21 protein-coding genes are annotated in these 23,432 nt (G+C 58.1%); 15 read left to right on the forward strand and 6 right to left on the reverse strand.

What is annotated here, in order from left to right:
* The first annotated feature begins 4 nt into the window (after positions 1-4).
* Positions 5-391 (forward strand): cytochrome b562, encoded by a 387-nt coding sequence (gene cybC / locus ACOTX3_RS09620; protein ID WP_013095348.1) that lies wholly within the window; start codon positions 5-7, stop codon positions 389-391.
* Positions 392-460: 69 nt separating this feature from the next.
* Here the strand turns inward: cybC and ACOTX3_RS09625 are convergent, their stop codons facing one another.
* Positions 461-616, reverse strand: a complete 156-nt coding sequence (locus ACOTX3_RS09625) for a Hok/Gef family protein (RefSeq protein WP_020688727.1) — start codon at positions 614-616, stop codon at positions 461-463.
* A gap of 416 nt (positions 617-1,032) precedes the next feature.
* On the opposite strand from ACOTX3_RS09625, the gene ACOTX3_RS09630 reads away from it, so the two are divergent.
* The 12 genes from ACOTX3_RS09630 (at position 1,033) to ACOTX3_RS09685 (ending at position 10,302) form a co-directional block, all read left to right on the forward strand.
* Positions 1,033-1,371 (forward strand): glycine dehydrogenase, encoded by a 339-nt coding sequence (locus ACOTX3_RS09630; protein ID WP_028027887.1) that lies wholly within the window; start codon positions 1,033-1,035, stop codon positions 1,369-1,371.
* Between the two features lie 10 nt (positions 1,372-1,381).
* Positions 1,382-1,744: an SFCGS family glycine-rich protein gene (locus tag ACOTX3_RS09635; RefSeq protein WP_006179053.1), complete on the forward strand. Its 363-nt coding sequence runs from the start codon at positions 1,382-1,384 to the stop codon at positions 1,742-1,744.
* A 2-nt stretch (positions 1,745-1,746) separates the two neighbouring features.
* Complete coding sequence (locus ACOTX3_RS09640) at positions 1,747-2,046, forward strand: DUF4312 family protein (RefSeq protein ID WP_127869102.1); 300 nt, start codon at positions 1,747-1,749, stop codon at positions 2,044-2,046.
* A 22-nt stretch (positions 2,047-2,068) separates the two neighbouring features.
* On the forward strand, positions 2,069-2,845 hold the full coding sequence (locus ACOTX3_RS09645; protein WP_006810337.1) for a DUF4311 domain-containing protein: 777 nt from the start codon (positions 2,069-2,071) through the stop codon (positions 2,843-2,845).
* A gap of 13 nt (positions 2,846-2,858) precedes the next feature.
* Positions 2,859-3,500: a DUF4310 family protein gene (locus ACOTX3_RS09650; RefSeq protein ID WP_013095350.1), complete on the forward strand. Its 642-nt coding sequence runs from the start codon at positions 2,859-2,861 to the stop codon at positions 3,498-3,500.
* Between the two features lie 42 nt (positions 3,501-3,542).
* Positions 3,543-4,676, forward strand: coding sequence for an amidohydrolase/deacetylase family metallohydrolase (locus tag ACOTX3_RS09655; protein WP_038418558.1), 1,134 nt, complete (start codon positions 3,543-3,545; stop codon positions 4,674-4,676).
* A complete protein-coding gene (locus ACOTX3_RS09660) occupies positions 4,660-5,778 on the forward strand; it encodes a DgaE family pyridoxal phosphate-dependent ammonia lyase (RefSeq protein ID WP_127869101.1) in 1,119 nt (372 codons plus the stop codon). The genes ACOTX3_RS09655 and ACOTX3_RS09660 overlap by 17 nt, the downstream gene beginning before the upstream one ends.
* Positions 5,775-6,515: a 2-dehydro-3-deoxy-phosphogluconate aldolase gene (gene dagF / locus ACOTX3_RS09665; RefSeq protein WP_013095353.1), complete on the forward strand. Its 741-nt coding sequence runs from the start codon at positions 5,775-5,777 to the stop codon at positions 6,513-6,515. The genes ACOTX3_RS09660 and dagF overlap by 4 nt, the downstream gene beginning before the upstream one ends.
* Positions 6,516-6,641: 126 nt before the next feature.
* The gene (locus tag ACOTX3_RS09670) at positions 6,642-7,778 is read left to right on the forward strand and encodes a lactonase family protein (RefSeq protein WP_421631607.1); all 1,137 of its coding nucleotides are present in this window, start codon (positions 6,642-6,644) and stop codon (positions 7,776-7,778) included.
* Between the two features lie 19 nt (positions 7,779-7,797).
* On the forward strand, positions 7,798-9,708 hold the full coding sequence (locus ACOTX3_RS09675; RefSeq protein WP_040020451.1) for a BglG family transcription antiterminator: 1,911 nt from the start codon (positions 7,798-7,800) through the stop codon (positions 9,706-9,708).
* A 77-nt stretch (positions 9,709-9,785) separates the two neighbouring features.
* On the forward strand, positions 9,786-10,028 hold the full coding sequence (locus ACOTX3_RS09680) for a type II toxin-antitoxin system RelB/DinJ family antitoxin (protein WP_058651171.1): 243 nt from the start codon (positions 9,786-9,788) through the stop codon (positions 10,026-10,028).
* Positions 10,018-10,302 carry a type II toxin-antitoxin system RelE family toxin gene (locus tag ACOTX3_RS09685; protein WP_038985641.1) on the forward strand — a complete coding sequence of 95 codons (285 nt, stop codon included), beginning with the start codon at positions 10,018-10,020 and terminating at the stop codon, positions 10,300-10,302. Before ACOTX3_RS09680 ends, ACOTX3_RS09685 begins: the two co-directional genes overlap by 11 nt.
* 3 nt (positions 10,303-10,305) lie before the next feature.
* Here the strand turns inward: ACOTX3_RS09685 and nrdG are convergent, their stop codons facing one another.
* The 5 genes from nrdG to treR form a co-directional block, all read right to left on the reverse strand.
* A complete protein-coding gene (nrdG, locus tag ACOTX3_RS09690; RefSeq protein ID WP_058651169.1) occupies positions 10,306-10,770 on the reverse strand; it encodes an anaerobic ribonucleoside-triphosphate reductase-activating protein in 465 nt (154 codons plus the stop codon).
* A 122-nt stretch (positions 10,771-10,892) separates the two neighbouring features.
* Entirely contained in the window at positions 10,893-13,031 is a 2,139-nt protein-coding gene (gene nrdD, locus ACOTX3_RS09695; protein WP_013095357.1) for an anaerobic ribonucleoside-triphosphate reductase, read from the reverse strand.
* A gap of 373 nt (positions 13,032-13,404) precedes the next feature.
* Positions 13,405-15,048: an alpha,alpha-phosphotrehalase gene (gene treC / locus ACOTX3_RS09700; protein ID WP_058678894.1), complete on the reverse strand. Its 1,644-nt coding sequence runs from the start codon at positions 15,046-15,048 to the stop codon at positions 13,405-13,407.
* A gap of 51 nt (positions 15,049-15,099) precedes the next feature.
* On the reverse strand, positions 15,100-16,518 hold the full coding sequence (treB, locus tag ACOTX3_RS09705) for a PTS trehalose transporter subunit IIBC (RefSeq protein WP_038420863.1): 1,419 nt from the start codon (positions 16,516-16,518) through the stop codon (positions 15,100-15,102).
* A 127-nt stretch (positions 16,519-16,645) separates the two neighbouring features.
* On the reverse strand, positions 16,646-17,593 hold the full coding sequence (gene treR / locus ACOTX3_RS09710; RefSeq protein ID WP_048971362.1) for a trehalose operon repressor TreR: 948 nt from the start codon (positions 17,591-17,593) through the stop codon (positions 16,646-16,648).
* Positions 17,594-17,984: 391 nt separating this feature from the next.
* Between treR and mgtA the strand changes: the two genes are divergently transcribed.
* Both mgtA and ACOTX3_RS09720 read left to right on the forward strand, forming a co-directional pair.
* Complete coding sequence (gene mgtA, locus ACOTX3_RS09715; RefSeq protein WP_045292444.1) at positions 17,985-20,693, forward strand: magnesium-translocating P-type ATPase; 2,709 nt, start codon at positions 17,985-17,987, stop codon at positions 20,691-20,693.
* Positions 20,694-20,995: 302 nt separating this feature from the next.
* A complete protein-coding gene (locus ACOTX3_RS09720) occupies positions 20,996-23,380 on the forward strand; it encodes a beta-N-acetylhexosaminidase (protein WP_421631606.1) in 2,385 nt (794 codons plus the stop codon).
* Positions 23,381-23,432 lie beyond the last annotated feature (52 nt).

Raw genomic sequence — 23,432 nt, forward strand, 5'->3', positions numbered from 1 at the left:
AGCAATGCGTAAACACCTGTTAGCGATCGTCGCGGCTTCAACGCTGGTTCTTGGCTCTTCTGCGTTTGCTGCCGATCTCGAAGACAACATGGACATCCTCAGTCAAAACCTGAAGGTCGTGCAGAAAACGGACAATGCGGCAGAAATGAAAAGCGCATTGACCAAAATGCGTGAAGCGGCGCTGGACGCGCAAAAAGCGACGCCGCCAAAGCTGGAAAGCAAAGCGGCAGACAGCGCAGAGATGAAGGACTATCGCCACGGCTTTGACGTGCTGGTCGGTCAGATTGACGGCGCGCTGAAGCTCGCTAACGAAGGCAAAGTGAAGGAAGCCCAGGCGGCAGCCGACCAGTTTGTCGCGACGCGTAACACGTATCACAAAAAGTATCGTTAATTGGGTGCCTGAGCTGTACGTCCTTTCCCGTATGCGGGGGCGCAGTTAGCGCCCCCGCATCTTTGCTCCCTACTGGCCGGAGCGACACTCCATCCGCGCTGTCACTTCAAGCGAGCCGTTTCGAAAACGGATCTCGCACAGTGTTTTCCTCGTCACCAGCGTTAAGATGATTATTGTCAAAGCAATAATCATCAAAACCCGGATAATTGGGGATTGGCGTTTCATGGATGCCTCCTTGCTTTAAAGCGGGCGAGGTAGCGAACTCCACGGTCCGACGTGTCGTTTCGAGCCCCCGCCCTGATTTTTTATCAGGCGGGGCTTTCCACTTTCCGTCCCATGCCTGAGACGGTCAGTCTCAAGCACCCGCCGCCACTCTAGCGAATCCCCATAAGAAAACCTTATCCACGTCACATTTCTACGAGTCGGCTCGTAATCTTTTCCGCTTCGCTCTTCCCATATTTGCCGTCAGATAACGTGATATTCATCACGCAAATACAGCGATTTATCCAGATTCAGCCTATTTATGTGGCACAGATCACTGCTGCGGCTCGCCTTTCCACTTCGAAGTGGAAAACAACTCGCTACAAACCCGCCATCGCCAACGTTAGTTTTATTCCAGAGCCATTAACGGGGTAAGACCAGTGAGTAACGGAGCGGTAATGAACGACGTTGGGGATCAGGCGGAGCAAACAGAAAAGCTCGCGAACACCATGCTACAGCAGGTTTATGCCCTGCTGGCCCGGCACAACATCATCCCCAATGCAGTACAGGAACAGATGCTCACCTCCCATGTCCGCGCGATGGCGCACCGGTCCGTGACCGGCGAGCCGCTGCCGGAAGTGGAGGCAGAGCTGTTCGACGAAATTTCACCGGATTCAATGCGGCTCGCCCGTGAAGTGGTAGCGCAGTTTGGCAACCTTCCTGATGAAGAAGCCTGGCTGCTCTCCGTTCACTTTGAAGTCGCGAAAGACAACCTTTAAGGAGCAACACATGGAACAGATTACAGTCGTGATTGGCGATCGCCTGGGTAAAGGCCAGAAAGTGGCTGCCGGTGTGGAAAAAGCGGGTGGACGTGCGGTTGTCGTGCCGGGTATGGCGGCAGATATGAAACTCGGCGACGTCATGAAAGCGGAAAACGCCACCTTCGGCATCTCCTTCTGCGGCAGCGGCGGCGCGGGTGCCATCACGGCGCAAACCAAATATGGCTACAAAGCGAAATACGGCATGCGCTCCGTGGATGAGGGGGTGACCGCCATCAACGAAGGCTGCAACGTGCTGGGCTTTGGCTTTATGGATAAAGAAGAGCTGGGCGAGCGTCTGGTGCAGGCGTGGCAGAAGAAGCACGGCGCATAAGCATGAAAGAACAGTTCACAACCACGGTGAGAGTGAAGGGGAAGGGCGACGCCAAAGCGCGCGCCTTTGCCGACGCACTCAACCACGTTCAGGCCGCGGTGATGAAAGCCTCACCGCATATCTTACTGCGTATGGAGCCACAGGATGTGCAGGTCGTTCAGGCGCAAGAAGCGGTGCGTAAAGAAGCGTTTCTGTTCTTCTTTTTGCGCCGGGAAAGACGCACCTACAGCGTGGAGCTGGATGTGACCGTCAACGTGACCGCCATCAATCTCGACCAGGTGGATTTCGTCACGCAACGCTGATTATTCATAAAAGGGCAGACTGATGTTCTTAATTATATTAATAAAATCGCTCATCATTGGCGGCCTGGTAGGCGTCGGTGTTGGAGCCGGGGCTGCACGCATGTTTCATGCGCCTACCACTCAGGGTATGGGCGCGTTTCGTACGTTGGGGGAACTGAACTCCTGCGAAGGGGATCCGGCTTCTCACTTCTCCTTTGGGTTAGGCTTCTTCTTTAACGCCTGGGCCTCTTCCGTGGCCGCAGGTGCCTTCACACAGGACGTAGACCACCGCATCATCCCAAACTGGGGTGCTGCAGCCTTGATGATCAAAAACCGTAACGTCGGCGAAACGCTGCACGATCCCCGCAAGATGGCGATTGCCTGCGGCATCATCGGCATGATTGTTGTCACCTTCCTTAACCTCACTGCCTCGTCTGTTCCGGCCGCACTGCAGGTCACCGCCGTGAAGGTGCTGGTACCGGCGGCAAACCTGCTGGTGAACACCGTGATGCCGGTGATCTTCTGGCTGGCGGCCATCGACGCGGGTAAAAAATCCGGCTTCTGGGCCACCATCTTCGGCGGCGCGGCGCAGCTGATTATGGGTAACGCCGTACCGGGCCTGGTACTGGGGATCCTGATCGGTAAAGGCGTGGAAGAGAGCGGCTGGAACCACGTCACCAAAGTGATGATGGCGGCCATCGTTCTGCTCTTCGTGCTGAGCGGCTTCTTCCGCGGCTTCGACATGAAGATGATTGAATCCTTCCATCTGACCGTGCCGAACTGGCTCGACATGATCCACAACTCGCTCAGCGGTAAATAACAGGAGCCTCTACATGGAACAGAATAAAGGTTTTTGGTATGCCGACTGGTCGTTCCCGATCTTCGTTGGCCTGCTCTCCTCCGGCGTGTTTGCCGGGACGCACATGTACTACCTCTACGGCATCGGCGCGTTTAACGAAGTGGCCTTCGTGGCGATGCTGAAGGCGGGAATTGATACCGGTGTATACGGCGCAGTGGCGGCGTTCGGCGCAAGCTTCCTGTTCGCCCGTATTATCGAAGGATCGCTGGTAGGGATCCTCGACATCGGCGGGGCTATCCAGACCGGCGTGGGTCTGGGTGTGCCAGCACTGCTGCTGGGCGCGGGGATCATGTTCCCGGTGACCAACTTCATTGCCTCGCTGATTACCGGCCTGGTGATTGGTCTGGCGATCGGCTACGTCATCATCCTGGCGCGTAAGTTCACCATCAACCAGAGCAACTCCACCTACGGGGCGGACGTGATGATGGGCGCGGGCAATGCCTCCGGTCGTTTTCTGGGGCCGTTGATTATCCTCAGCGCCATGACCGCTTCTATTCCGATTGGCGTCGGTTCGCTGCTGGGCGCGCTGCTGTTCTACATCTGGCAGAAGCCGATCACCGGCGGTGCCATCCTTGGCGCCATGATTTTAGGCTGGTTGTTCCCGGTCGCCCTTTAATACCTGCGGGCGCGCTGGCGCCCGCCTTATCAGGAGAACCCCATGTTTGATTTACTCCTGCGCCGTGCGCGCCTTAGCGACGATACCCTGACCGATATCGCCATTCTGGACGGGAAAATTGCCGCAACAGGCGACATAGACGCTCCCGCCCGCAAAACGGTGGAGCTGAACGGTGACGTATTCGTCAGCGCAGGCTGGATCGACTCCCACGTCCACTGCTACCCGAATTCCCCTATTTACCACGACGAACCGGACAGCGTGGGTATTGCCACTGGCGTCACCACCGTGGTGGATGCGGGCAGTACCGGTGCCGACGACGTGGACGATTTCTACGAAATCACCCGCAAAGCCTCAACCGAGGTCTTTGCCCTGCTGAATATCTCCCGCGTGGGGCTGATTGCCCAGAACGAGCTGGCCAATATGGCGAATATTGATGCCGATGCCGTGAAGCAGGCGGTGAAACGGCATCCTGATTTTATCGTCGGGCTGAAAGCGCGCATGAGCAGCAGCGTGGTGGGTGAAAACGGTATTACGCCGCTGGAGCGCGCGAAAGCCATTCAGAAAGAGAACGGCGACCTGCCGCTGATGGTACACATCGGCAATAACCCGCCGAATCTGGATGAAATTGCCGAGCTGCTGAGCTCGGGCGACATCATTACCCACTGCTACAACGGCAAGCCAAACCGCATTCTGACGCCCTCCGGCGAGCTGCGCGCCTCCATTACCTCTGCCCTGAAACGCGGTGTGCGGCTGGACGTAGGCCACGGTACGGCGAGCTTCAGCTTTGAAGTGGCGAAACGCGCTATCGCGATGGGCATTCTGCCGCACACCATCAGCTCGGATATCTACTGCCGCAACCGCATCAACGGCCCGGTGGGCTCGCTTTCGAGCGTGATGTCGAAATTCCTCGCCATCGGCATGTCATTGCCGCAGGTGATTGACTGCGTCACCGCCAACGCCGCCGACGGCCTGCGCCTGACGCGCAAAGGGCGTATCGAACCCGGCCTCGACGCCGACCTGACGCTGTTCACCCTTAAACGTCAGCCGACGGTGCTGACGGATGCTGAAAACGACAGCCTGCAGGCTGAACACATTCTGGTGCCGCTTGCCGCGATCCGCGCGGGCAAGGGCTACATGACCGAACAAGGGAGCACGGAACATGCCTTCGATTTATGAGAAGTACCACTTAAAGCAGGTTATCAACACCTCCGGCCGCATGACGGCGCTGGGTGTCTCCACGCCACGCCCGGAAGTGGTGCAGGCGGCGATGGACGGCATGAATCACTATTTCGAGATGAAAGATCTGGTCAATAAAACCGGGGAATACATCGCGAAGCTGCTGGACGTGGAAGGCGCGACGGTGGTCTCCTGCGCATCCGCGGGCATCGCCCAGTCCGTTGCGGCGGTGCTGGTGAAAGACAGCGACTGGCTGCTGGAAAACCTGCACGTCACTCCAGTTGAGAACAACGAAATCGTGCTGCCGAAAGGCCACAACGTTAACTTTGGCGCGCCGGTGGGCACCATGGTAGCGCTTGGCGGCGGCAAGCTGGTGGAAGCGGGCTACGCTAACGAATGCTCAGCCGATCAGCTGGCGGCGGCCATCACCCCGCGCACCGCGGCGATCCTTTACATCAAATCGCACCACTGCGTGCAGAAAAGCATGCTCAGCGTTGAGCAGGCGGCGGTTGTGGCGCGCAAACACGATCTGCCCCTGATCGTCGATGCCGCAGCGGAAGAAGATCTGCATACCTATTACCGCTCCGGCGCCGATCTGGTGATCTACAGCGGCGCGAAAGCGATCGAAGGGCCCACCAGCGGCCTGGTGATCGGCAAGACCCAGTACGTTGAGTGGGTGAAGCGCCAGACGGCGGGCATTGGCCGCGCCATGAAGGTGGGTAAAGAGGGGATCCTCGGCCTGACCTGCGCCATCGAACACTACCTGACGGCGACTAAAGAGAGCGGGGCGGAGATGGTGGCGAAGATGACGCCGTTTATCGACGCGCTCAACACCCTGAACGGCGTTACCGCGCGCGTGGTCTGGGACAGCGCCGGTCGCGATATCGCGCGTACCGAGATTAAGTTTGACGAAGCCGTAACCGGCATCGGCACCGGCGAGCTGGTGAATGCCCTGAAGCAGGGGGAATACGCCATTTATTTCCGCGGCTACAAGGCCAACGAAGGGATTATCGAAGCGGACGTGCGCAGCGTGAGCGCTGACCAGCTGAACATTGTGTACCGCCGCATAAGCGAAGTGTTAGGACAGGAGAAAAAGGCATGAAACTGACCCCCAATTTTTACCGTGACCGCGTCTGCCTGAACGTGCTGGCAGGCTCAAAAGCGAACGCCAGCGCCATTTACGAGGCGGCGGAAGGTCATGTGCTGGTGGGCGTGCTCTCCAAAAATTACCCGGACGTGCCCAGCGCGGTTGCTGATATGCGCGAGTACGCGGCGCTGATTGATAACGCGCTCTCGGTAGGCCTGGGGGCGGGTGACCCGAACCAGTCGGCGATGGTGAGCGAAATCTCCCGTCAGGTGCAGCCGCAGCACGTTAACCAGGTTTTCACTGGTGTAGCCACCAGCCGTGCGCTGCTGGGGCAGAATGATTCGGTGGTCAACGGTCTGGTCTCCCCGACCGGCACCGTCGGGATGGTAAAAATCTCCACCGGCCCGCTGAGCAGCGCGGCACCGGACGGCATTGTGCCGGTTGAAACGGCGATCGCCCTGCTGAAAGATTTTGGCGGCAGTTCAGTCAAATACTTTCCGATGGGCGGCCTGAAGTGCCGTGACGAATACCTGGCCGTGGCGGAAGCCTGCGCCCGTCACGACTTCTGGCTGGAGCCGACCGGGGGAATCGATCTGGAAAACTACGAGGCGATCCTGCAGATCGCCCTGGACGCGGGCGTGAGCAAAATCATTCCGCATATTTATAGTTCGATTATCGATAAAGCCAGCGGCGATACGCGTCCGGAAGATGTGCGTACGCTGCTTGCGATGACGAAGAAGCTGGTGAAGTAAAACAAAACCTTACCCCTCACCCCAGCCCTCTCCCCAAAGGGGAGAGGGTGTAATCGTCCCCTCTCCCCTTTGGGGAGAGGGTTAGGGTGAGGGGGGAACACACCGCATAACCCCAAAGGAGCCATCATGCACACCCGTACCCTGCTTGTCGCTTCACTCTCTTTACTGGCTAACGCCGCTATCGCCCAGCCGCAGTACGCCTGGGTGGGCACCTATAACCCCAACGGGGAAGGGCTGTACCGCTTTACCGTCGACCCGAACACCGGTGCGCTCGGCGATAAAACGCTGGTGAGTCAGCTGCCGAACGCCGCGCAGCTGGCCGTCTCGCACGATGGCAAAACGCTGTATCTGGCAAGCGAAGTGGAGCAGGGCGTGGTGCAGGCGCTGCGGATAGATGATAACGGCGAGCTGAGCGAGCTGAATCAGGTCTCCTCCGGCGGTGCGGGGCCGGTGTATCTTTCGCTCACGCCGAACGGTCAGCATCTGCTGGTGGCGAACTACGTAAGCGGATCGATCGCAGTGCTGCCGATCAAAGCCGATGGCAGCCTGGGTGACGCCACGGATCGGCACCAGGATCAGGGTGAGCCAGGCGCTGCGAAACCGGAGGCGGCAGCAGAAGGCAGTTTTGCCATCAGCGATCATAATGGTCCTCATGCGCACATGATCGCCGCCGATCCGAGCGGGAAATATGTGTTTTCCACCGATCTGGGGTTGGATCGTATCTATCAGTACCGCTTTGACGATCGAACCGGCAAGCTGACGCCGAACGATCCGCCGTTTATCAGCGCCTCCTCAAAAGGGGCCGGGCCGCGGCACTTTGTCTTTACGCCGAAGGGGGATGCGCTGTGGCTGATTAACGAAGAGGCGTCTACGCTCACCCATTATACGCTGGACAGCAACGGCAGGCTGAAAGAGGGCAAAACGCTCTCCGCGTTGCCAGAAGGTTACAAAGGCACCTGTTTTGCGGCCGGACTGGCGCTGAGTGCAGATGGTAAACAGCTGTACGTGGCTAACCGTTTGCATAACAGCATCGGGCACTTTACCGTAACAGCGGAGGGCACGCTGACGCATCAGGACGATGTCTGGACGCGTGGCGACTACCCGCGCACCCTGACGCTCGATAAACAGGGGCGCTGGCTGTACGTCATGAACCAGCGCAGCGACAACATTACCCGTTTCCGCGTCGGTCAGGACGGCAAGCTAAGCTTTGAGTCAGACTATACCCCGGTCGGCAGCCCATCCCAGATGGTCATTTCACCCTGAGCAGTAAGAGGTCAACGACGTGCGATTTCCGAACCAACGTTTAGCGCAACTTTTCGATCTGTTGCAAAACGAGACGCTGCCGCAGGACGAGCTGGCGCAGCGGCTGTCGGTCTCCACGCGAACCGTCCGGGCGGATATTTCCGCCCTGAACGCGCTGCTGGCAAGCCACGGCGCGCAGTTTATTCTCAGCCGCGGCAATGGCTACCAGCTCAAAATTGACGATGCGGTACGTTATCAGCAGCTACAGGCTTCCCATCCGCGCGCGCTGCGCATTCCCCGTACCGGGCCGGAGCGCGTGCATTATCTGGTGGTGCGTTTTCTCACCTCGGCGTTTTCACTCAAACTGGAAGACCTGGCCGATGAGTGGTTCGTCAGCCGCGCCACGCTGCAGAGCGACATGGTGGAGGTGCGGGAGTGGTTCCACCGCTACAACCTGACGCTGGAAACGCGTCCACGTCACGGCATGAAGCTGTTTGGCAGTGAGATGGCGACCCGCGCCTGTCTGACCGATCTGCTCTGGGAGCTGGCCCAGCAGGACAGCCTGAACCCGCTGGTGACCGACGTGGCGCTCAATGCCGGAGTAGCAGAGCAGATGGTGCCCGTACTGCACGAGGCACTGACGCGGCATCACATCCGCCTGACCGACGAAGGCGAGCTGTTCCTGCGACTCTACTGCGCGGTGTCGGTGCGCCGCATCAGCGAGGGGTACCCGCTGCCGGAATTCCACGCCGAAGATGTGGAAGAGAACGTGCGTGACGCGGCGAAAGATATCGCGGTGACCATTCAGCAACTGGCGGGCAAAGCGCTTTCCCCTTCGGAAGAGAGCTGGCTGTGCGTGCATATCGCCGCGCGGCAGATCCAGGATATCGCGCCGAGTGCCATCAATGCGGATGACGACGAAGCGCTGGTCAACTACATCCTGCGCTATATCAACACCCACTATAACTACAACCTGCTCAGCGACGAGCAGCTGCATGCGGATCTGCTTACCCATATTAAAACCATGATCACCCGCGTGCGGTATCAAATCATGATCCCGAATCCGCTGCTGGATAACATCAAGCAGCACTATCCGATGGCGTGGGATATGACGCTGGCGGCAGTCTCAAGCTGGGGCAAATACACGCCGTATGTGATCAGCGAAAACGAGATTGGCTTCCTGGTGCTGCATATTGGCGTCGGGCTGGAGCGCCACTACAACATTGGCTACCAGCGCCAGCCGCGCGTGCTGCTGGTGTGCGATGCCGGTAATGCCATGGTACGCATGATTGAGGCGGTGCTGCAGCGCAAATACCCGCAGATTGAGGTCACACGCACGCTTACGCTTCGCGAGTACGAGCAGACGGAATCCATTAGCGAAGACTTTGTGATCTCGACTGCCCGCGTCAGTGAAAAGTCTAAGCCGGTGGTGATGATCGCCCCGTTCCCGACGGACTACCAGCTGGAGCAGATTGGCAAGCTGGTGCTGGTGGACAGAACCCGTCCGTGGATGCTGGATAAATACTTCGACGCTGCGCATTTCCGTATTCTCAACGCCCCTGTGGACCAGCAAACGCTGTTCCGCGAGCTCTGCGTCCAGCTTGAAGAGGAGGGCTTTGTGGGGGCTGAGTTCCTCGACTCGGTCGTTGAGCGTGAAGCCATCGTCAGCACCATGCTCGGCGACGGCATCGCGCTGCCGCACTCCCTTGGCCTGCTGGCACAGAAAACGGTGGTCTATACCGTGCTCGCCCCGCACGGCGTCCAGTGGGGCGACGAAACTGCCCACGTTATCTTCCTGCTCGCCATCAGCAAAAGCGAATACGAAGAGGCGATGGCGATCTACGATATTTTCGTTACCTTCCTGCGCGAACGTGCGATGTCACGGCTGTGTAACTGCGGAGATTTTGCCGAGTTTAAGGCGGTGGCGATGGAGAGTTTGAGCCGGTTTTGAGAGGCGTTATCCAGAATTCGATGTAATGCGAATGTAATGCTAAACTGCATTACACATTCGATTCGCCTGGAGGCATAATGGCTACGCTTAACGTCCGTCTGGATGACAAACTCAAAAACGAGGCTTATGCCGTGCTGGAAAAACTCAATATCACCCCAACAGAAGCCGTGCGACTCCTTTTTCAGTACGTTGCGGAGACGGGGCGCATGCCGGTGAAAACGGTCACGATTAGCGACAGCGAAGATGCGCTGATACAGACAGTCCGGGAGCGACTGGCTAATCCGCAAAAGGGAATTAAGGTTAGTCTGGATAACTTATGAACTGGAATTTGACCCGAGGGCGTTAAAAGAGTGGAGCAAGCTGGGGGAGACTGTAAAAAAGCAGTTCAGGAAGAAACTTGCCGGGGTGTTGGTAAACCCCCGGATCGAATCGGCCCGTCTGCATAATCTGCCTGATTGCTACAAAATAAAACTCAGATCCCAGGGTTACCGTTTGGTCTATCAGGTTCAGGACAACGTGGTAACGGTAGTTGTCATCGCTATTGGGAAAAGAGAGAAATTAACCGTGTATCACGATGCTAACAAACGGCTATAGCGTTCAGCGCAAATGATGCACAACCTGGTTACTGCTGCCGCGCCAGATAAGCGCCGGGTCTTTTAAATCCTGTACAAATTTGCCGTCGACCAGCACGTTAATCAGATCCACCACTTCCCTTTGCTGCGCGTTCAGCTCGTTCAGCTTATAGCCCGTCCAGACCCAGATATCTTTTCCTGCGCACTCGCGGCGAATGCGTTTTACCAGCTTCAGGATCTCCGGCACGTTTTGCGGATGCAGCGGATCGCCGCCGGAGAGCGAAATTCCCTGGCGTTTGATGCGGGTGTCGTTGAGGTCGTTAATGATCCGGTCTTCCACCTCGGCAGTAAACGGCATGCCGGAATTGAGCCGCCAGGTGCTTTTGTTGTAGCAGCCAGGGCATTCGTGCACGCAGCCTGAGACAAAAAGAGTGCAGCGGGTGCCGGGGCCGTTAACGATGTCGACGGGGTAGTACTGGTGATATCGCATAGAAATGTCCAGAGAATGTATGCGCGCTGATGCCCTCACCCCGGCCCTCTCCCACGGGGAGAGGGGGAAGAGTTCCCTCTCCCTTGAGGGAGAGGGCTAGGGTGAGGGGGAGAACACGGAACTTACCCGATCTGCCCATTCCCTAAATGCTTCACGCGGCGTTTCACCTCTTCCTGCTTACCGGCGTTGAACGGACGCGCATCCGGGCTGCCAAGATAGCCGCACACGCGGCGGGTTACCGATACGCGGGCCGCATCGTGGTTGCCGCATTTCGGGCAGGTAAAGCCTTTACTGGTACACTCAAACTCGCCGGTAAAGCCGCACTCGTAGCACTCGTCGATAGGCGTGTTGGTGCCGTAATACGGCACGTGCTGATAGCTGTAATCCCACACGTCTTCCAGCGCTTTAAGGTTGTGCTGGATGTTCGGGTATTCGCCGTAGCAGATAAAGCCGCCGCTGGCGATAGGGGGATAAGCCGCTTCAAAGTCAATCTTGTCGTACGGGTTAACCTTTTTCTCCACGTCCAGGTGGAAGCTGTTGGTGTAGTAACCTTTATCAGTCACCCCTTCCACAATACCGAACTCGGCGGTGTCCAGACGGCAGAAACGGTCACACAGGTTTTCGCTCGGCGTGCTGTACAGGCTAAAGCCGTAGCCGGTCTCTTCTTTCCACTGGTCAACGGCATCGCGCAGGCGCTGAACAATGGCGATGCCTTTCTCGCGCAGCGCGTCGCTGTCATACATATGCGTGTTGCCAAACAGGGCGTTGATGGTTTCGTGAATGCCGATATAGCCCAGCGAGATCGACGCACGACCGTTTTTGAAGATCTCAGACACGTCGTCGTCTGCTTTCAGACGCACGCCGCAGGCCCCTTCCATATAGAGGATCGGTGCCACGCGTGCCTTGACCCCTTCCAGACGGGCGATGCGGGTCATCAGCGCTTTACGCGCCAGCTGTAAACGCTCATCCAGCAGCGCCCAGAAGGCGTCTTCATTTCCTTTAGCTTCCAGCGCGATGCGCGGCAGGTTCAGGCTGATCACGCCCAGGTTGTTGCGGCCGTCATGCACCTGCTCACCATTTTCGTCCTCATACACGCCGAGGAAGCTGCGACAGCCCATCGGGGTTTTAAACGAACCGGTGACTTTCACCACCTGGTCGTAGTTCAGAATGTCCGGATACATGCGCTTGCTCGCGCATTCCAGCGCCAGCTGTTTAATGTCGTAGTTCGGGTCACCAAACTTATGGTTCAGGCCGTCGCGGATGGCGAACACCAGTTTCGGGAACACCGCCGTTTTGCGGTTTTTGCCAAGACCGGAGATACGGTTACGCAGAATGGACTGCTGAATCAGACGCGACTCCCAGCTGGTTCCCAGACCAAAGCCGAACGTGACAAACGGCGTCTGACCATTCGCGGTATGCAGCGTGTTTACCTCGTACTCCAGCGACTGGAACGCGTCATAGCACTCTTTCTCGGTGCGGGAATGGGCGTAGCCGTCAGCATCGGGGATCTGCCACTCTTCCGCCGTTTTACGGTGCTTCTTAAAGCTGGCGGTAACAAACGGGGCCAGCACTTCATCAATGCGGTTAATGGTGGTGCCGCCGTAAATGTGGCTCGCGACCTGGGCGATAATCTGCGCCGTGACGGCCGTCGCCGTGGAGATAGACTTCGGCGGCTCAATCTCGGCGTTACCCATTTTAAAACCGTGGGTCAGCATGCCTTTGAGGTCGATCAGCATGCAGTTAAACATCGGGAAGAACGGCGAGTAGTCGAGATCGTGGTAGTGGATCTCTCCGCGCTCGTGCGCCGACACCACGTCGCGCGGCAACAGATGCTGACGGGCGTAGTGTTTAGCCACGATACCGGCCAGCAGGTCGCGCTGGGTCGGGATCACCTTGCTGTCTTTATTGGCGTTTTCATTGAGCAGGGCGGAGTTGGTCTGCTCGACCAGACCCCGGATTTCCTGATTCAGACGACCGCGCTTCTCACGCTGGACGTCGCGGTCGTGGCGGTACTCAATATAAGCGCGCGCTAACTGCTTGTAAGGACCAGACATCAGCTGGTTCTCAACCGCAGTCTGGATCTCGCTGATATCCACCTGGCTGCGTTCGTTCATCTGGCGGCTAACGACGTCTGCGACGGTGGCGCAGTAATCTGCGTCATCGACTCCCGCTGCTTTAGCTGCACGCAGAATGGCTTCCTGAATGCGCTCTGATTTAAACGGCACTTTACAGCCATCACGTTTCATCACATGCGGTGTCATGATCACTCCATTTTAAAAACAGGTTATCCACAGAGGTGGGGAAGTATGCACCGGGTGGATTATCAGCCAGCCCAATGACTTCCCGCGTTCCCGACCCTTGTTATCCACAATCCCGGAGAGCGGAGTCGCCGTGTTGTTGTTGGAATAGTAGACGATAAATACAAGATGTTGGGTCGGCCAGCATTTTAAGTGCTACATATAGTGATTTGCATCAAACATGTTTGCGATTTTTTTGATTCAGAACAAAGTAAAAAGACGAGAGTACAAACGGCGGGCGCTGGAGCGAATGTAAATCCGCAAAGGAAAAATCTGATTAATTATTCAACAAAAACAGTAAAGTAAGCCGGGCGCTGCTGTCGCGCCCGGCGGGAGATTACGCCTGTAGCCACCAGACGGCTTCAAACGGACGTAGCGTGGCGGTATGTGGGGCCGGGTAATTACTCATGACGGCCTGCCACTCACCGCTGAGAACATCAGATTCCCATTCATGAGACTGATGGCTGAGGTTAGCCACCACCACCAGGGTTTTCCCCTGCCACTGGCGGCGATAACACCACAGGGACGGATGTTCCGGCAGCAGATCCTGATAATCGCCCCACGTCAGCACCGGCAGGGTTTTGCGCAGGCGAATCAGCGACTGGTAGGTATAAAACACCGAATCAGGATCGTCCAGCGCCGCGCGGGCGTTGACCGTCTCGTAGTTGTCGCAGACGCCAATCCACGGCTCACCTTCGGTAAAACCCGCATTGTGCGAGGCATCCCACTGCATCGGCGTGCGCCCGTTATCGCGCGACTTACTCGCCAGAATCGCCAGGAGTTCGTTCGGATCGCGGCCGTTAGCCCGCAGTTCGGCGAACATGTTCAGGCTTTCCACGTCGCGGTAATCGGTGATGCGGCTGAAGTGCGGGTTGGTCATGCCAAGCTCTTCACCCTGATAGATATACGGCGTGCCCTGCATCCCGTGCAGCACCATGCCCAGCATCTTCGCCGCCGGTGCGCGGTATTCGCCTTCATCGCCAAAGCGCGACACAATGCGCGGCTGATCGTGGTTACACCAGAACAGCGCGTTCCACGCTTTGTTATGCATCCCCTGCTGCCAGTGGTTGAAGAGGGTTTTCAGCGCCACGAAATCCGGTTTTGCCAGCGTCCATTTTTCGCCGCCGGGGTAATCCACCTTCAGATGATGGAAGTTAAAGGTCATCGACAGCTCGCGCCCGTCGAGAGACGCATACTGCTGGCAGTTCTCCAGCGAGGTGGAGGACATCTCGCCCACCGTCATCAGATTACGCGGCGTAAAGACGTCGCGGCTCATCTCCTGGAGATATTCATGAATGCGCGGCCCATCGGTGTAGAAGCGGCGACCGTCGCCAATATCGTCATTCGGGAAAGCCTGGTCTTTCGAAATCAGGTTAATCACATCCAGACGCAGGCCGTCCACGCCGCGATCGGCCCAGAACTCGCACACCTTTTTCAGTTCAGCGCGCACGGCCGGATTCTCCCAGTTGAGATCCGCCTGCTCCGGGGCGAAGAGGTGCAGATAATACTGCTCGCTCTCGGCGTGCCAGCGCCAGGCGTTGCCGCCGAATTTGGAGCGCCAGTTGTTGGGAAGCTGCTCCGGCGTGCCGTCGCGCCAGATATAAAACTGGCGGTACGGGCTGGCTTTATTCAGTGATTCACGGAACCAGGCGTGCTGGGTTGACGTGTGGTTAAACACCATATCCAGCACGATGCGAATGCCGCGTTCATGCGCCCGGGCGACCAGCTCGTCAAAGTCATCCAGCGTGCCGTACGCCGGGTCGATGGCGGTGTAATTCGCCACGTCGTAGCCGTTATCCACCTGCGGGGAGATGTAAAACGGCGTCAGCCAGATGGCGTCAATACCGAGGGTTTTCAGGTAGTCCAGCCGCTGCGTCACGCCGCGCAAATCGCCGGTGCCGCTGCCGGTCGTGTCCTGAAAACTTTTTGGGTAAATCTGATAGATGACTCCGTTCTGCCACCAGTGAGGAAGGGTATTCATAATGCGTTCCTGCAAATGCGAAGGGGCGCAACTGCGCCCCGAAAGATGAAGTTAAACAATCTGCAGCGCGCCCTGACGGAACTTACGCTGGTAAACCACGGTGGTGAGCGCCATAGGGACGATGATCGCGATGGCCATCGCCAGGGCAAACACCTGCCAGAAGGCGGGCTGAATGGAGAGAATACCCGGCAGGCCACCAACGCCGATGCCGTTTGCCATCACGCCGTTGAGACCACACACCAGACCCGCCAGACCCGAGCCGATCATGGCGCAGAGCATCGGGAAGCGGTATTTCAGGTTGATACCGTACATCGCCGGTTCGGTGACCCCGAGATACGCGGAGATGGCGGCCGGAACGGAAATTTCACGCTCGTTATGCTTACGGCTGACCAGAATAATGCCCGTTACGGCAGATGCCTGAGCGATGTTAGACAGCGCGATAATCGGCCAGACCGGCGTGCCGCCAAGGCTCTGGATCATCTGCATATCAATCGCCAGCGTGGTCTGGTGTACGCCGGTGATCACCAGCGGGGCGTACAGGAAGCCGAACAGCGCGGCACCAATCGGCGCGAAGCTGCCGGTCATCAGGTGACGGACGGCAAAGGCCACACCGTCGCCGATCATGCGGCCAAACGGACCGATAAAGGCGTGCGCCAGGAACACCGCCAGGATCAGCGAGCAGACCGGCACCACTACCAGATAGAGGTAATCTGGCACGATGCGTTTCAGGCGCGTCTCAATAAAGCCCAGCGCCAGACCCGCCAGCAGTGCCGGGATAACCTGCGCCTGATAGCCCACTTTGGCGATGGTGAACAGGCCAAAGTTCCACACTTCCGGCGCCTGCTGGCCAAGTAAGTAAGCGTTCATTAACTGCGGAGAGACCAGCGTTACGCCGAGTACGATACCCAGAATCGGGGTACCGCCCATTTTACGCACGGCGGACCAGCAAATCCCCACCGGCAGATAGAAGAAGATCGCTTCGCCAATCAGCCACAGGAAGTCGTAAATGGTTTTCAGCGCCGGGTACATCTGCGCCAGGGTTTTGCCGTCGCTCATCGGCACATCACCGATGACGTTACGGAAGCCTAAAATTAAGCCCCCGCTGATCAGCGCCGGCAGCAGCGGGAAGAAGATCTCTGCGAAGTGGGAGATAAGCTGCTCGTGCCATTTCATATTCTGGCGCGCGGCCTTTTTGGCCTGCTCTTTATCTGCCGCGTTGTGCCCGGTAGTGGCGAGCAGAGCCTGATAGTAATCGCCCACTTCGGTACCAATAACCACCTGGAACTGCCCGGCGTTGGTGAAGCAGCCTTTCACCATCGAAAGCGCTTCAATCGCTTTCGGATTGGCTTTGGCCGGATCGTTCAGCACGAAGCGCAGGCGGGTAATGCAATGGCTGACCGTCGCGATGTTTTCGCGACCGCCCACCAGGACGATCAGCTGATCGATATCTGCTTGTTTGACTTTACTCATCATGAAACCTCATGACAGATGGGAGGGGTGTAATGACCTGAGCGCAAGCCTACTCCTTCAGCGGGACGGCGAAAATGGGAACGTTCCCGAAATCGGGCGAAGATCACAATAAACCGATTTATGGCGGTTATGAAAGATGGACGGGAATGACGATTTGGCGGGGTTCTGCGCGCCCGTTGATCTGCTCAATCAGCTGTGCGGCGGCCTGACGGCCGGACTCAGCGTAGCCCGGATCGACGGTGATGATCTCCGGGTGCAGGAACTTCATCAGCGGGGTACTGCCTACGCTGGCAACCTGCAGCTCGTCGATGCGCTGTTCCTGTAAATATTTGCTCGCACCCAGCGCCAGGGTATCGGTCGCGCACACCAGCGCGGTGGTCTGCGGGGTCAGCACGCTGGCGACCTGTTCATATCCCTGCTTCATGCCAAGCCCGGGCAGGGAAGCCACGGCAGAGAGGTTGTGCTTTTTGCAAAACGCCAGATAGGCTTCGTGACGGCGTTTGCCGGTGGTGACGTCCGCGTGCGGTACGCCAAGATAGCTGATATGACGATGGCCTTTATCGTACAGGCGCTGCATCAGGGTAATAATCGCCCCTTCATCGTCATAGCAGACGGACGCAAATCCGTGGGCATCGCGTGCCAGCAAGACCAGCGAGGGTTGCCAGGGTTTGAGCATCTCCTCTTTAATGCCGGTAAAGCCAAACAGGACCACCCCGTCGATGTTGCGTCGCGCCAGCATCCCCAGATGCTCTTCCACCAGCTGTGGCGAGAACTGGCTCTCCATCATGATTGGATCGTAACCCTGCTCATAGAAGGCGGGCAGCATGGTCTGTACGGCGAGGTTTTCAGAGAGGGAATCCAGACGCGAGACAATAATGGCGACCACTTTATCGCTCTGTCCGCGCATGGCCCGTGCGGAACGGGAAGGGGAAAACCCGTGCTGATTCATCACCGCCTCGACGCGCTCGCGCGTGCGTTCGCTGACACCGCTCTCGTTGTTCAGCACGCGCGACACGGTGGATTTCCCCACGCCGCTTAAACGCGCAATGTCTTTAATCGTAAGGCGGTTTTGCATGCTGTATTCCCTGTAACAACGATAACGGTGTCAAATGAGCCTAATGCTATAGCGCTAATTCGCTATGGGCAAAGTCTGGTTTACGTTCGGTTTATTTGAGGGTGGGTATAATACCGCCCGACGCGCCGCTTAGGGTACGGTTAAATCCTTATACTGCGCGGCGTACCCCTTATTTTTACTTACCGGAGGCGACATGGATCCCGATCCCACACCTCTCCTGACCAGGAGAACCCCTTCTTTCCGGTAAGCCAGCCTTGTGCTGTCTCACCGGTGATGTGAGGCAGCAACGTTCTGAACGTTCCTGCTTGAAAATTTAAGTGCCTGTCAGGTACGGCTTTGCCACGCCTGCAGGAATGACTGCGTCCGCCCTGGCGGATGCGGGGGAATGACTATGTTTAAAAATATCACCCGGCAGTTGCAGGCGCTGCTGAGCCGCCATCTGCCACACCGTCTGGTTCAGCGCGATCCACTGCCAAACGGCAAAAATTTCTCCGGCGCCACTATTCCCGCCAGCCTGACCGAGCGTTGCCTCAACGTGGCGGCGATGGATGAGAACGAAGTCTGGCGTGCCTTTAACGGACACCCGGAAGGGCTGAATGCGGCTGAAGTGCAAAAAATCCGGGCCGTGCATGGTGATAACCTTATCCCGGCGCAAAAACCGGCGCCGTGGTGGGTGCATCTGTGGATCTGCTACCGCAACCCCTTCAATCTGCTGCTGACGGTGCTGGGCATTATCTCTTATGCCACTGAAGATCTGTTTGCCGCGGGCGTTATCGCCCTGATGGTGGGGATCTCCACGCTGCTGAACTTTATCCAGGAAGCGCGCTCCACCAAAGCGGCGGATGCCCTGAAGGCGATGGTCAGCAACACCGCGACCGTGTCGCGAGTCATTAACGATCTGGGTGAAAACGCCTGGGTCGAACTGCCCATCGACCAACTGGTGCCGGGCGATCTGGTGAAGCTCGCCGCCGGGGATATGATCCCGGCGGATTTACGCATCATCCAGGCGCGCGATCTGTTCGTGGCCCAGGCCTCGCTCACCGGGGAGTCCCTGCCGGTGGAAAAGGTGGCGCGGAGCCGCGATCCGCAGCAGATGAACCCGCTTGAGTGCGACACCCTGTGCTTTATGGGCACCACGGTGGTCAGCGGCACGGCGCAGGCGATTGTCACCGCCACCGGCGGCAATACCTGGTTTGGTCAGCTTGCCGGACGTGTGACAGAGCAGGAGAGCGAGCCGAACGCGTTCCAGAAAGGGATTGGCCGCGTCAGCATGCTGCTGATCCGCTTTATGATGGTGATGACGCCGATTGTGCTGCTGATCAACGGCTACACCAAAGGCGACTGGTGGGAAGCCGCGCTGTTTGCGCTCTCCGTGGCGGTTGGCTTAACGCCGGAAATGCTGCCGATGATTGTCACCTCCACCCTGGCGCGCGGGGCGGTGAAGCTGTCAAAACAGAAGGTAATCGTCAAACACCTCGACGCCATTCAGAACTTTGGCGCGATGGACATTCTCTGCACCGACAAAACCGGCACGCTGACGCAGGATAAAATCGTGCTGGAGAACCACACCGATATCGCCGGTAAAACCAGCGAACGCGTGCTGCACAGCGCCTGGCTGAACAGCCACTACCAGACCGGGCTGAAAAATCTGCTCGATGTTGCGGTGCTGGAAGGGGTGGATGAAGAGTCTGCCCGCTCACTCTCTGGCCGCTGGCAGAAGGTGGATGAGATCCCGTTCGATTTTGAGCGCCGCCGGATGTCGGTGGTGGTCAGCGAGCAGCCGGATGTGCACCAGCTGATCTGCAAAGGCGCGTTGCAGGAGATCCTCAATGTTTCCACCCAGGTGCATTACAACGGCGACATCGTGCCGCTGGACGACACCATGCTGCGCCGCATCAAACGCGTCACGGATAACCTGAACCGTCAGGGGCTGCGGGTGGTGGCGGTGGCGAGCAAATTCCTGCCTGCGCGCGAGGGGGACTATCAGCGTATCGACGAATCCGATCTGATCCTCGAGGGTTATATCGCATTCCTCGATCCGCCGAAAGAGACCACCGCTCCGGCGCTGAAAGCGCTGAAGGCCAGCGGGATCACCGTGAAAATTCTTACCGGCGACAGCGAGCTGGTGGCCGCCAAAGTATGCCACGAAGTGGGGCTGGACGCGGGTGACGTGGTGGTAGGCAGCGATATCGAACACCTCAGTGACGACGAGCTGGCTCAGCTTGCCCGGCACACCACGCTGTTTGCCCGCCTGACGCCGATGCATAAAGAGCGTATTGTCACCCTGCTGCGTCGCGAAGGGCACGTGGTGGGCTTTATGGGCGACGGCATCAACGACGCGCCCGCGCTGCGTGCGGCGGATATTGGCATCTCCGTGGACGGGGCGGTGGACATCGCCCGCGAAGCGGCAGACATCATCCTGCTGGAAAAGAGCCTGATGGTGCTGGAAGAGGGCGTGATCGAAGGGCGTCGGACTTTTGCCAACATGCTGAAATACATCAAAATGACCGCCAGCTCCAACTTCGGTAACGTCTTCAGCGTGCTGGTGGCGAGCGCGTTTCTGCCGTTCCTGCCGATGCTGCCGCTGCATCTGCTGATCCAGAACCTGATGTACGATGTCTCTCAGGTCGCCATCCCGTTTGATAACGTCGATGACGAGCAGATCCAGAAGCCGCAGCGCTGGAACCCGGCGGATCTGGGGCGTTTTATGCTCTTCTTTGGCCCGATCAGCTCCATCTTTGACATCCTGACCTTCTGCCTGATGTGGTTTGTGTTCCACGCCAATACGCCGGAACATCAGACCCTGTTCCAGTCCGGCTGGTTCGTGGTGGGGCTGCTGTCGCAAACGCTGATTGTGCATATGATCCGCACCCGTCGTATTCCGTTCATCCAGAGCCGTGCCGCCTGGCCGCTGATTGTGATGACGGGGATTGTGATGGCGCTCGGCATTGCGCTGCCGTTCTCACCGTTGGCCAGCTACCTGCAGCTGCAGGCCTTACCGCTGAGCTACTTCCCGTGGCTGGTGGCGATCCTCGCGGGCTATATGGTGCTGACGCAGATGGTGAAAGGGTTTTATGCGCGTCGGTATGGGTGGCAGTAAAAACATACCCTCACCCTAACCCTCTCCCCTTTGGGGAGAGGGCCGGGGTGAGGGGACTGGCTTTCCTCTCAAATTCAACAACCTGTGATCTCCGTCGGCGCATTCGCTTGACGACAAATTGAGCGCATGTTACCAGAATGTTTTGCCTTTATACCCTAAATAATTCGAGTTGCATGAAGGCGGCAAGGGAGTGAATCCCCGGGAGCTTACATAAGTAAGTGACCGGGGTGAACGAGTGCAGCCAACGCACAGGCAACTTGAAGTATGACGGGGATATTTGGCCCGTCAGATAAGGAACATTCATGTTACGGTACAGCCTCTTAACCGCCGGGCTGCTGTTCGGCGCGTCTGCGTTTGCCGCCCCGGCAGGCGATCTTCCCCTGATGCCCTGGCCTGCGAAGGTTGAACGCCCGACCACTCAGGGCGCGCTGGTGCTTAATAATCAACTCTCCGTAAGCGTCAGCGGAGACGATCTCGGTGACGCCGTTAACCGCCTGCGCCAGCGCATTGCCCTGCAAACCGGCTGGACGCTGCAGCCGCAGGCCGACAAACCCGAAAAACCGACCATCCGCATTGCCATCGCCATAAAAGTGAAGCCGCAGCCGCTGCCGGACAGCGACGAAAGCTACAAGCTGACGGTGGATGCCAACGGGGTGGATATCTCCGCCAATACCCGTTTCGGCGCGCTGCGTGCCATGGAAACGCTGCTCCAGCTGGTGCAAAACGGCGCGGAAAACACCTCTGTACCGTGGGTGACCATTGAAGATTCCCCGCGCTTCCCGTGGCGCGGGCTGCTGCTGGACTCGGCGCGCCACTTTATCCCGCTGGCGGATATCAAACGCCAGATCGACGGTATGGCCGCGGCAAAACTCAACGTGCTGCACTGGCATTTAACCGACGATCAGGGCTGGCGTTTCAGCTCAAAGCGCTATCCTAAGCTGACCCAGCTTGCCAGCGACGGGCTCTTCTACACGCCAGAGCAGATGCGCGAGATTGTCCGCTATGCTGCCGAGCGCGGCATTCGCGTGGTGCCGGAGATCGATATGCCGGGCCACGCCTCGGCCATTGCCGTGGCCTACCCGGCGCTGATGAGCGCGCCGGGGCCGTACGAAATGGAGCGCCACTGGGGAGTCTTAAAGCCGGTGCTGGATCCGACCAAAGAGGCCACTTACGCCTTTGCTGACGCGATGGTCAGCGAACTGGCGGCGATCTTCCCGGATCCTTATCTGCACATCGGTGGCGATGAGGTGGACGACAGCCAGTGGAAAGCGAATCCAGCCATTCAGCAGTTTATGCGCGACCACAAGCTGGCGGACAGCCACGCGCTGCAGGCGTATTTCAACCGCAAGCTGGAAACGATCCTTGAAAAACACCACCGGCAGATGGTGGGCTGGGATGAGATCTACCATCCCGATCTGCCCAAAAGCATTCTGATCCAGTCCTGGCAGGGGCAGGATGCGCTGGGGGAGGTGGCGCAGAACGGCTACAAAGGGATCCTCTCGACGGGCTTCTATCTCGATCAGCCGCAGTCCACCGCTTACCACTACCGCAATGAGATCGTGCCGCAGGCTTTAAACGGCGTGGACGTGATAGCCGACACCGATAGCGCCCAGAGCTGGGCCTTCTCCATGCCGCGTCTGAAAGGCAAGCCGGTCGAAGGCAGCTTTACGCTGGTGAAAGGGGAGTCCGGCTGGCGCGGATTTATTGATTTTGCCGGCAAGTCCCGCCGCGCGGTGGATAACATTGCGTGGCGCGATGACAATCAGGTGACGTTTACCGTTGATACCTGGATGGGCGAAACGCGCCCGGTGGTGTCGGTTGATAACGATAAGCTCACGGGTTATTTCCTGGTGGGGAATGTCCGCTACCCGATCAGCGGCACGCGTCTGGATGAGGTCCCTAAAGGCACTCCGCCGGTGGTGCCGGATATCGCGCATCAGGTTAATCTGCTTGGCGGAGAAGCCGCGCTGTGGGCGGAAAACGTGGTGGCGCCGGTGCTGGATATCCGTCTGTGGCCGCGTACCTTTGCGGTGGCGGAGCGGTTATGGTCCGCGCAGGATGTTACCGATGTCGACAACATGTACACCCGCCTGCAGGCGATGGACAGCTGGTCGACGGTCTCGGTCGGGCTGCAGCAGCACACCCAGCAGCAGGTGCAGTTCACGCGCCTTGCCGGGAATGCCGATACGCTGCCGCTGCAAATCCTCGCCCAGGCGGTGGAGCCTGCGCAGTATTACACCCGTCAGCATCTCAAATTCCAGGCCGGAAACTACCATCAGTTTGAGCCGCTCAACCGCTTCGCGGATGCGCTGAACGCTGAAAGCGCCACCGTGCGCCAGATGAACAAATGGGCCGACCTTCTGGTGAGCGACGCCGAGGATACCGAAAGTGCCGACGCGCTGCGCCATGTGTTTAACCGCTGGCAGAGCAATACCAGCGACGCGCTGGCACTGAGTGAAAACAGCTATCAGCTGAAGGCGATCAAGCCGGTGATTCAGGAGGTGGACAAGCTGGCCTCGATTGGCCTGAGGCTCACCGATCTGGTGGCGCGTCAGGGCACGCTGGACGATAAAGAGATCGCCTCAATTCAGAGCGAGCTGGATAACGCGGCGAAGGTTCAGGACGAAGTGGTGATTGCGGCGGTGTACCCGCTGGAGACGCTGCTGCGCGCGACGCGGAATCAGTAGACCCCCTCACCCTAACCCTCTCCCAGGGGGAGAGGGAATTAATACACCCTCT

Source organism: Enterobacter cloacae complex sp. IR5384, assembly GCF_049237265.1.
GTDB classification, from domain to species: Bacteria; Pseudomonadota; Gammaproteobacteria; order Enterobacterales; family Enterobacteriaceae; genus Enterobacter; species Enterobacter cloacae.

Bases quoted from the DNA above. Each gene is read 5' to 3' on its own strand.
- nrdD (WP_013095357.1), bottom strand. From the start codon at position 13,031: ATGACACCGCATGTGATGAAACGTGATGGCTGTAAAGTGCCGTTTAAA.
- ACOTX3_RS09645 (WP_006810337.1), top strand. From the start codon at position 2,069: ATGTTCTTAATTATATTAATAAAATCGCTCATCATTGGCGGCCTGGTA.
- cybC (WP_013095348.1), top strand. From the start codon at position 5: ATGCGTAAACACCTGTTAGCGATCGTCGCGGCTTCAACGCTGGTTCTT.
- ACOTX3_RS09635 (WP_006179053.1), top strand. From the start codon at position 1,382: ATGGAACAGATTACAGTCGTGATTGGCGATCGCCTGGGTAAAGGCCAG.
- ACOTX3_RS09655 (WP_038418558.1), top strand. From the start codon at position 3,543: ATGTTTGATTTACTCCTGCGCCGTGCGCGCCTTAGCGACGATACCCTG.
- ACOTX3_RS09660 (WP_127869101.1), top strand. From the start codon at position 4,660: ATGCCTTCGATTTATGAGAAGTACCACTTAAAGCAGGTTATCAACACC.
- nrdG (WP_058651169.1), bottom strand. From the start codon at position 10,770: ATGCGATATCACCAGTACTACCCCGTCGACATCGTTAACGGCCCCGGC.
- ACOTX3_RS09720 (WP_421631606.1), top strand. From the start codon at position 20,996: ATGTTACGGTACAGCCTCTTAACCGCCGGGCTGCTGTTCGGCGCGTCT.
- ACOTX3_RS09650 (WP_013095350.1), top strand. From the start codon at position 2,859: ATGGAACAGAATAAAGGTTTTTGGTATGCCGACTGGTCGTTCCCGATC.
- ACOTX3_RS09670 (WP_421631607.1), top strand. From the start codon at position 6,642: ATGCACACCCGTACCCTGCTTGTCGCTTCACTCTCTTTACTGGCTAAC.
- treB (WP_038420863.1), bottom strand. From the start codon at position 16,518: ATGAGTAAAGTCAAACAAGCAGATATCGATCAGCTGATCGTCCTGGTG.
- mgtA (WP_045292444.1), top strand. From the start codon at position 17,985: ATGTTTAAAAATATCACCCGGCAGTTGCAGGCGCTGCTGAGCCGCCAT.
- ACOTX3_RS09640 (WP_127869102.1), top strand. From the start codon at position 1,747: ATGAAAGAACAGTTCACAACCACGGTGAGAGTGAAGGGGAAGGGCGAC.
- ACOTX3_RS09625 (WP_020688727.1), bottom strand. From the start codon at position 616: ATGAAACGCCAATCCCCAATTATCCGGGTTTTGATGATTATTGCTTTG.
- dagF (WP_013095353.1), top strand. From the start codon at position 5,775: ATGAAACTGACCCCCAATTTTTACCGTGACCGCGTCTGCCTGAACGTG.
- ACOTX3_RS09680 (WP_058651171.1), top strand. From the start codon at position 9,786: ATGGCTACGCTTAACGTCCGTCTGGATGACAAACTCAAAAACGAGGCT.
- treR (WP_048971362.1), bottom strand. From the start codon at position 17,593: ATGCAAAACCGCCTTACGATTAAAGACATTGCGCGTTTAAGCGGCGTG.
- treC (WP_058678894.1), bottom strand. From the start codon at position 15,048: ATGAATACCCTTCCTCACTGGTGGCAGAACGGAGTCATCTATCAGATT.